Genomic DNA, 5926 nt, shown 5'->3' with positions numbered 1-5926 from the left:
CGAGGCGCGCATCGCCAAGACGGTGAAGACCATGGTCGAAGGCGTGGTCGGCCAGGGCAAGGCTCGGGTCAACGTCACCGCCGAACTCGACCTGTCCCAGGTCACAATTCAGGAGGAGACCTTCGATCCGGACGGACAGGTGGTCCGCTCGGAGACGACCAGCGAGGAAAACGCCAACGAGAATCAGCCGACTCAGACCGGCCAGGTGACGGCGGCGGCCAACATCCCCGGCGCACCGCCGAATCCTGAGGGATTGATCGCTTCGAACTCGGGACGCACGGGCACCACAACGAACTACGACATCTCCAAAACCATCCGAACGGAGGTGAAGGAGCCCGGCCAGATCAAGCGCCTGTCCGTCGCAGTCGCCGTGGACGGCGTCACAGCCCCCCCAGGGGAGGATGGGAAGCCGGGCGCCTATACACCGCGTCCTGCCGAAGAGATGCAGAGGATCGAGCAACTGGTGCGCACGGCAGTAGGTTTCGATCAGCAGCGCGGCGACCAGGTGACGGTGATCAATGTCCAGTTTCCCAACGCCGATGGTCTCGGCGGCGGTGTGGTGGCCGCCAACCCCCTCATGGGCTTCGACAAGAACGACATCATGCAGCTCGTCCAGTGGGTGATCCTGCTTATCGTCGCCCTGCTGACCATCTTCTTCGTCGTCCGTCCGTTGTTCAGAAGCGGCATGGGCGCCAGGACCGGCGTCACCCGTTTGGCGACCACCGGCGACGGTCAGAGGATGCTGCCGGTCGATCCCTCCACCGGCGGGCCGCTCGCCCTTCCCGGCCCGGACCAGACGGAGATGGAGCAAAGAATCGAGATCGCCCGGATCGAGGGTCAGGTGAAGGCCAGCTCTGTGAAGCGGGTCGCCGAGTTCGTGGAGTCCAATCCTGAGGAATCCGTAGCCATGCTCCGCACCTGGCTGCACCAGCCGACATGAGCGAAGGGGAGAAGAAGTCATCCATGATCACAGACACCTCCCAGCTGACGGGGCCGGAGAAGGCGGCCATCGTCCTCTTGTCGCTGGGAGAGGAGCATACCGCCATCTGGCAGATGCTGGACGAGGAGGAGATCCGCGAGATTTCCCAGGCCATGGCCACCCTGGGAACTGTGCAGTCCCACGTGGTCGAGTCTCTCCTCGTCGAATTCATCTCGAACGTGTCCGGCGGCGGCACGGTCATGGGTTCGTTCGAGCAGACCCAGCGCCTCTTGGCCTCCTTCCTGGATCCGGAGAAGGTCGACTCCCTCATGGAGGAGATCCGCGGTCCGGCGGGCCGGACCATGTGGGACAAGCTGGGCAATGTCAGCGAAGGCGTCCTCGCCAACTACCTGAAGAATGAATACCCACAGACAGTCGCGGTGGTGCTGTCCAAGGTCAAACCGGATCACGCCGCTCGGGTCCTCGGCGCCCTGCCGGAAGACTTCGCCATGGAGTGCGTCACCCGGATGCTGCGGATGGAGCCCGTCCAGCGCGAGATTCTCGACAAGATCGAGCAGACGCTCCGCGCGGAATTCATGTCGAACCTCGCGCGGACGTCCAAGCGCGACAGCCACGAGATGATGGCCGAGATTTTCAACTCTTTCGACCGCCAGACAGAGGCGCGTTTCATCTCGGCCCTTGAGGAGCGCAATCGCGACAGCGCCGAGCGGATTCGGGCCCTCATGTTCGTCTTCGAGGACCTGTCAAAGCTGGATCCCGGCAGCGTCCAAACCCTCATCCGCTCGGTGGACAAGGTGCAGCTGGGTCTCGCGCTGAAGGGGACCTCGGATGATCTGCGGAACCTCTTCTTCTCGAACATGTCCGAACGCGCCTCCCGGATCCTTCGCGAGGACATGGAGAACATGGGGCCGGTGCGCCTCCGAGACGTGGAACAGGCCCAGATGGCCATGGTGCAGACAGCCAAGGACCTGGCTCAAAGGGGCGAGATCATGCTGGCGGGCTCCAGTGGCGACGATGAGCTGATCTACTGATGAGCGAGCCCATCCTTGAGAAATTCGGCTTCGACACGGTCTTCGACGGCGGCGGCAATGTCACCCAGTCGAAGGCGCGCCAGAAGCGCTTCTTCTCTGCCGAGGAAGTAGAAGCCATCCGCAGCCAGGCGTTCTCTGACGGCGAGCAGAAGGCCCTCGGGGATATGGCTGCAATCCAGGCGCGAGCCCTGGCTGAGATCGCCAGCAGCGCCAGGGAAGGCCTGGGCGGGCTGGCCCGGGTCGCTCACGCGCACCGCGAAGGCTCGGCGGCTCTTGCTCTTGCTTGCGGCCGAGCCATTGCCGGCGAGGTGCTGGATCTGTTTCCTCGTGCGGCCCTCCAGAAGGCGCTTGAAAGCCTCGCCCGGGAGATTGAGTCCGAGCCCCGGCTCATGGTCGCCGTGGCGCCCGGACGGGCAGAGGGCCTCCAGGAGATTCTCTCGGCGACGGCTGCTGCGGGCGGCTTTGCGGGGCAGATTCTGGTCCGGGAGGACCCCGGCCATTCCGGCGCCGCCTTCACCCTCGACTTCGGGGATGGATCGGCGAGCTATGACCCGGACGCGGCGGCGCAGCGGATTTCGGACACTCTGAAGGCCGCCCTGGCGACGGAAGGGCTGCATGCTGAACCTCTGGATCCCGGCGAGAAAGGCTAGGACATCATGAGCGATAATGAACTCGAGCTCGACGAGCTGGGTCCCGGCGGCGACCCGGCCGCCGCCGCAGGAGACGAGGGTGAGAAGACGGCCACCGATCTGGCCCCAATCTTCGACGTCCCTGTCTCGATCTCAGCGGTTCTTGGACGCGCCACCCTCAGCGTCTCCCAGTTGCTTCAGCTCAACTCAGGAAGTGTACTCGAGCTGGACCGCAGGGTCGGGGAAGCCATTGATATCTATGTCAACAACCGCCTTGTGGCGCGCGGTGAGGTGGTGATCGTCGAGGAACGCCTGGGCGTGACCATGACGGAAATCATCAAGGACGGCGACACCCAGGTCTGATGACCCGGTTTACATAACGGAGACGGAAAGATGCGACTTCTGGTCGTCGGACAACTGAACGGACAAATGGCGTCAGCTGTGAAGATGGCGATGTCTCAGGGCGCCAAGGTCAGCCACGTGGAGACCATCGCCGCAGCCACCCACGCCCTGCGCGCCGGCCAGGGGGCCGACCTCCTGCTGGTCGACTACAATCTGGACATCGGCGCTCTGATCGCCGCCAACGAGGCCGAACGCATAAGGGCGCCAGTCGTCGCCTGCGGCGTGGATCCCGATGCCCGCAAGGCGGCGGACGCCATCCGCGCCGGAGCCAAGGAATTCATCCCCCTGCCGCCTGACGCCGAGATGATCGCCGCTGTCCTTGCGGCCGTCTCCGACGACAATCGGCCGATGATCGCCGAGGACGTCGCCATGCGGGCGGTGATCGCCATGGCCGAGCAGGTGGCGCCGTCGGAGGCCTCGATTCTGATCACCGGCGAAAGCGGGTCTGGTAAGGAAATCGTCGCCCGCCATGTCCACCAGAAATCCCGGCGGAGCGGCAAGCCGTTCATCTCCGTCAACTGCGCAGCGATCCCCGAAAACCTTCTCGAGAGCGAACTCTTCGGTCACGAGAAGGGCGCCTTCACCGGCGCTCTGGCGAGGCGGATCGGCAAGTTCGAAGAAGCCAACGGCGGCACCCTGCTGCTGGACGAAATCTCCGAGATGGACGCCCGCCTTCAGGCCAAGCTCCTGAGAGCCATCCAGGAGCGTGAGATAGATCGCGTCGGCGGCTCTCAGCCGGTCAAGGTGGACATCCGCATCCTGGCCACCTCCAACCGCGACCTTGCCCAGGCGGTCCGCGAGGGCGCCTTCCGGGAAGACCTCCTTTACCGGCTGAATGTGGTCAACCTCAGGCTTCCGCCGCTGCGCGAGCGGCCCGGCGACGTTCTGCCGATGGCGGAATTCTTCATCCGCAAATACGCCGCCGCCAACGGCGTTCCCGCCAAGGCGCTGTCTGCGGAGGCGCAGCGAAGGCTTCTGGCTCACCGGTGGCCCGGTAATGTCCGCGAATTGGAGAACGCCATGCACCGGGCGGTGCTCCTCGCGAACGGTCCCGAGATCGACGAGTCCGCCATCCGTCTTCCGGATGGCCAACCCCTGGGTCCGGCCGATCCCGCCGCACGGACTGCGCAGGCCGCGGCGACCGCCGCCGAAGCCGTATCCCGTGGCTTCGTGGGCCAGACAGTGGCGGCCATGGAGCAGCAGCTCATCATCGATACCCTGGAACACTGTCTCGGGAATCGCACCCACGCCGCGAACATCCTCGGCATCTCGATCCGGACCCTGCGCAACAAGCTCAAGGAATACTCGGAGGCGGGCGTGAACGTGCCGGCCCCGCAAATGGGCGCGAGCGCGGCCTGAGGAGCTGAACGGTGACCGACGCGACCCTTCCGGGGCCCTCCTCACAGAGACTGACTTCAGGCCAGATCATCAAGTGGCTGGTGCGGGGCGAGGTCGCGCTTGCGCTGGGCGTCATCTCGGTTCTGGTTCTACTGATCCTTCCGGTTCCGGCCTTTCTGCTGGACGCTCTTCTGGCCATCTCCCTGGCCTCCTCCATCCTGATCTTGATGACTTCGCTGTTCATCAAGAAGCCCCTGGAATTCACATCGTTTCCGACCGTCCTGCTGGTCACCACCCTGTTCCGCCTGGCCCTGAATGTGGCTTCGACCCGGCTGATCCTCGCCCACGGCCATGAGGGCGTGCATGGGGCCGGAAAGGTGATCGAAGCCTTTGGCCGGTTGATGACCGGCGGCAACTTCACGATCGGGATCATTGTCTTCGCCATCCTGGTGATCGTGAACTTCGTGGTGATCACCAAGGGTTCGGGCCGCATCGCCGAAGTCGCCGCCCGGTTCACCCTCGACTCCCTGCCCGGGAAGCAGATGGCGATCGACGCGGACCTGTCGGCGGGTCTGATCGACCAGGACGAGTCCCGGCGGCGGCGCAAGGAGCTTGAGCAGGAGTCCACCTTCTTCGGCTCCATGGACGGCGCCTCCAAGTTCGTCCGCGGGGACGCCATCGCCGGCCTCATCATTGTGGCGATCAACATCATCGGCGGGATTCTGATCGGCACCCTGCAGCACGGTATGCCCCTCGGCGACGCCGCCTCAACCTACACCCTCATGACCATTGGCGACGGCTTGGTCACCCAGATTCCGGCCCTTATCATCTCGATCGCCGCCGGCTTCCTGGTCTCCAACGCCGGTGTCGACGGTTCGACCGACCAGGCCCTCGTCACTCAACTGGCGATGAACCCCATCAGCCTGGGCATGGTGTCCGCCGCCTCGGGCGTGATCGCCCTGATCCCGGGCATGCCGGTCATTCCCTTCGCCGTCCTCTCCATCGCCGCCGCCGCGCTGGCCTGGAGACGATCCTCCGGGGCGGGCCTCACGGATGTCCTCGGCATTGAGGACACCAGCGCCCCGCCGCAGGATGTCGAGGAGCCGATCAGTCAGACCCTCGCCATAGACGAGATCAAGATAGAGCTAGGCTATGGGCTCCTGCCTCTGATCAACGATCTGGAGGGTCGGCGTCTAACCGATCAGATCAAAGCCCTGCGTAAAGCCCTGGCCTCTGAGTACGGCTTCGTCATGCCGCCGGTGCGCATCCTCGATAACATGCGGCTGGCATCCCAAGGCTATCTCATCCGCATCAAGGAGCTTGAAGCCGGCGCAGGAGAGGTCCGCTTGGGCTCGCTGATGGCCATGGATCCCCGGGGCGGCCAGGTAGAACTCCCCGGCGAGCATATGCGCGAGCCCGCGTTTGGCCTGCCCGCCACCTGGATCGAGGAAGGGCTGCGGGAAGAGGCGACCTTCCGCGGCTACACGGTTGTCGATCCCTCCACGGTCCTCACCACCCACCTGACAGAGATCCTCAAGGACAACATGCCGGACCTGCTCTCCTATGCGGAGGTCCAGAAGCTGCTT

Annotated in this window: 6 protein-coding genes; all 6 read left to right on the top strand. The window is 64.5% G+C overall.

Annotated features, from left to right (window positions below; genetic code table 11):
• A partial coding sequence (locus IM632_RS14105) for a flagellar M-ring protein FliF C-terminal domain-containing protein (protein ID WP_296552505.1) occupies positions 1-940 on the top strand: 940 nt, incomplete at its 5' end.
• Positions 941-963: 23 nt separating this feature from the next.
• A complete protein-coding gene (gene fliG, locus IM632_RS14100; RefSeq protein WP_296479888.1) occupies positions 964-1971 on the top strand; it encodes a flagellar motor switch protein FliG in 1008 nt (335 codons plus the stop codon).
• Positions 1971-2621, top strand: a complete 651-nt coding sequence (locus IM632_RS14095) for a flagellar assembly protein FliH (RefSeq protein ID WP_296479889.1) — start codon at positions 1971-1973, stop codon at positions 2619-2621. The genes fliG and IM632_RS14095 overlap by 1 nt, the downstream gene beginning before the upstream one ends.
• Before the next feature lie 6 nt (positions 2622-2627).
• Positions 2628-2963 carry a flagellar motor switch protein FliN gene (gene fliN / locus IM632_RS14090; RefSeq protein ID WP_296479890.1) on the top strand — a complete coding sequence of 112 codons (336 nt, stop codon included), beginning with the start codon at positions 2628-2630 and terminating at the stop codon, positions 2961-2963.
• Between the two features lie 30 nt (positions 2964-2993).
• Positions 2994-4361: a sigma-54 dependent transcriptional regulator gene (locus IM632_RS14085; RefSeq protein WP_293513284.1), complete on the top strand. Its 1368-nt coding sequence runs from the start codon at positions 2994-2996 to the stop codon at positions 4359-4361.
• 50 nt (positions 4362-4411) lie between these two features.
• Positions 4412-5926, top strand: a 1515-nt coding sequence (locus IM632_RS14080; protein ID WP_296552508.1) for a flagellar biosynthesis protein FlhA, incomplete at its 3' end; no start/stop codon positions are given.

Origin of the sequence: Phenylobacterium sp., from assembly GCF_020402505.1 — a bacterium.
Taxonomy (GTDB): domain Bacteria; phylum Pseudomonadota; class Alphaproteobacteria; order Caulobacterales; family Caulobacteraceae; genus Phenylobacterium.
Note: the sequence above shows the minus strand (reverse complement) of the source record. Positions and strands in the feature narration are given on the sequence as shown.

Bases quoted from the DNA above. Each gene is read 5' to 3' on its own strand.
- fliG (WP_296479888.1), top strand. From the start codon at position 964: ATGATCACAGACACCTCCCAGCTGACGGGGCCGGAGAAGGCGGCCATC.
- IM632_RS14095 (WP_296479889.1), top strand. From the start codon at position 1,971: ATGAGCGAGCCCATCCTTGAGAAATTCGGCTTCGACACGGTCTTCGAC.
- fliN (WP_296479890.1), top strand. From the start codon at position 2,628: ATGAGCGATAATGAACTCGAGCTCGACGAGCTGGGTCCCGGCGGCGAC.
- IM632_RS14085 (WP_293513284.1), top strand. From the start codon at position 2,994: ATGCGACTTCTGGTCGTCGGACAACTGAACGGACAAATGGCGTCAGCT.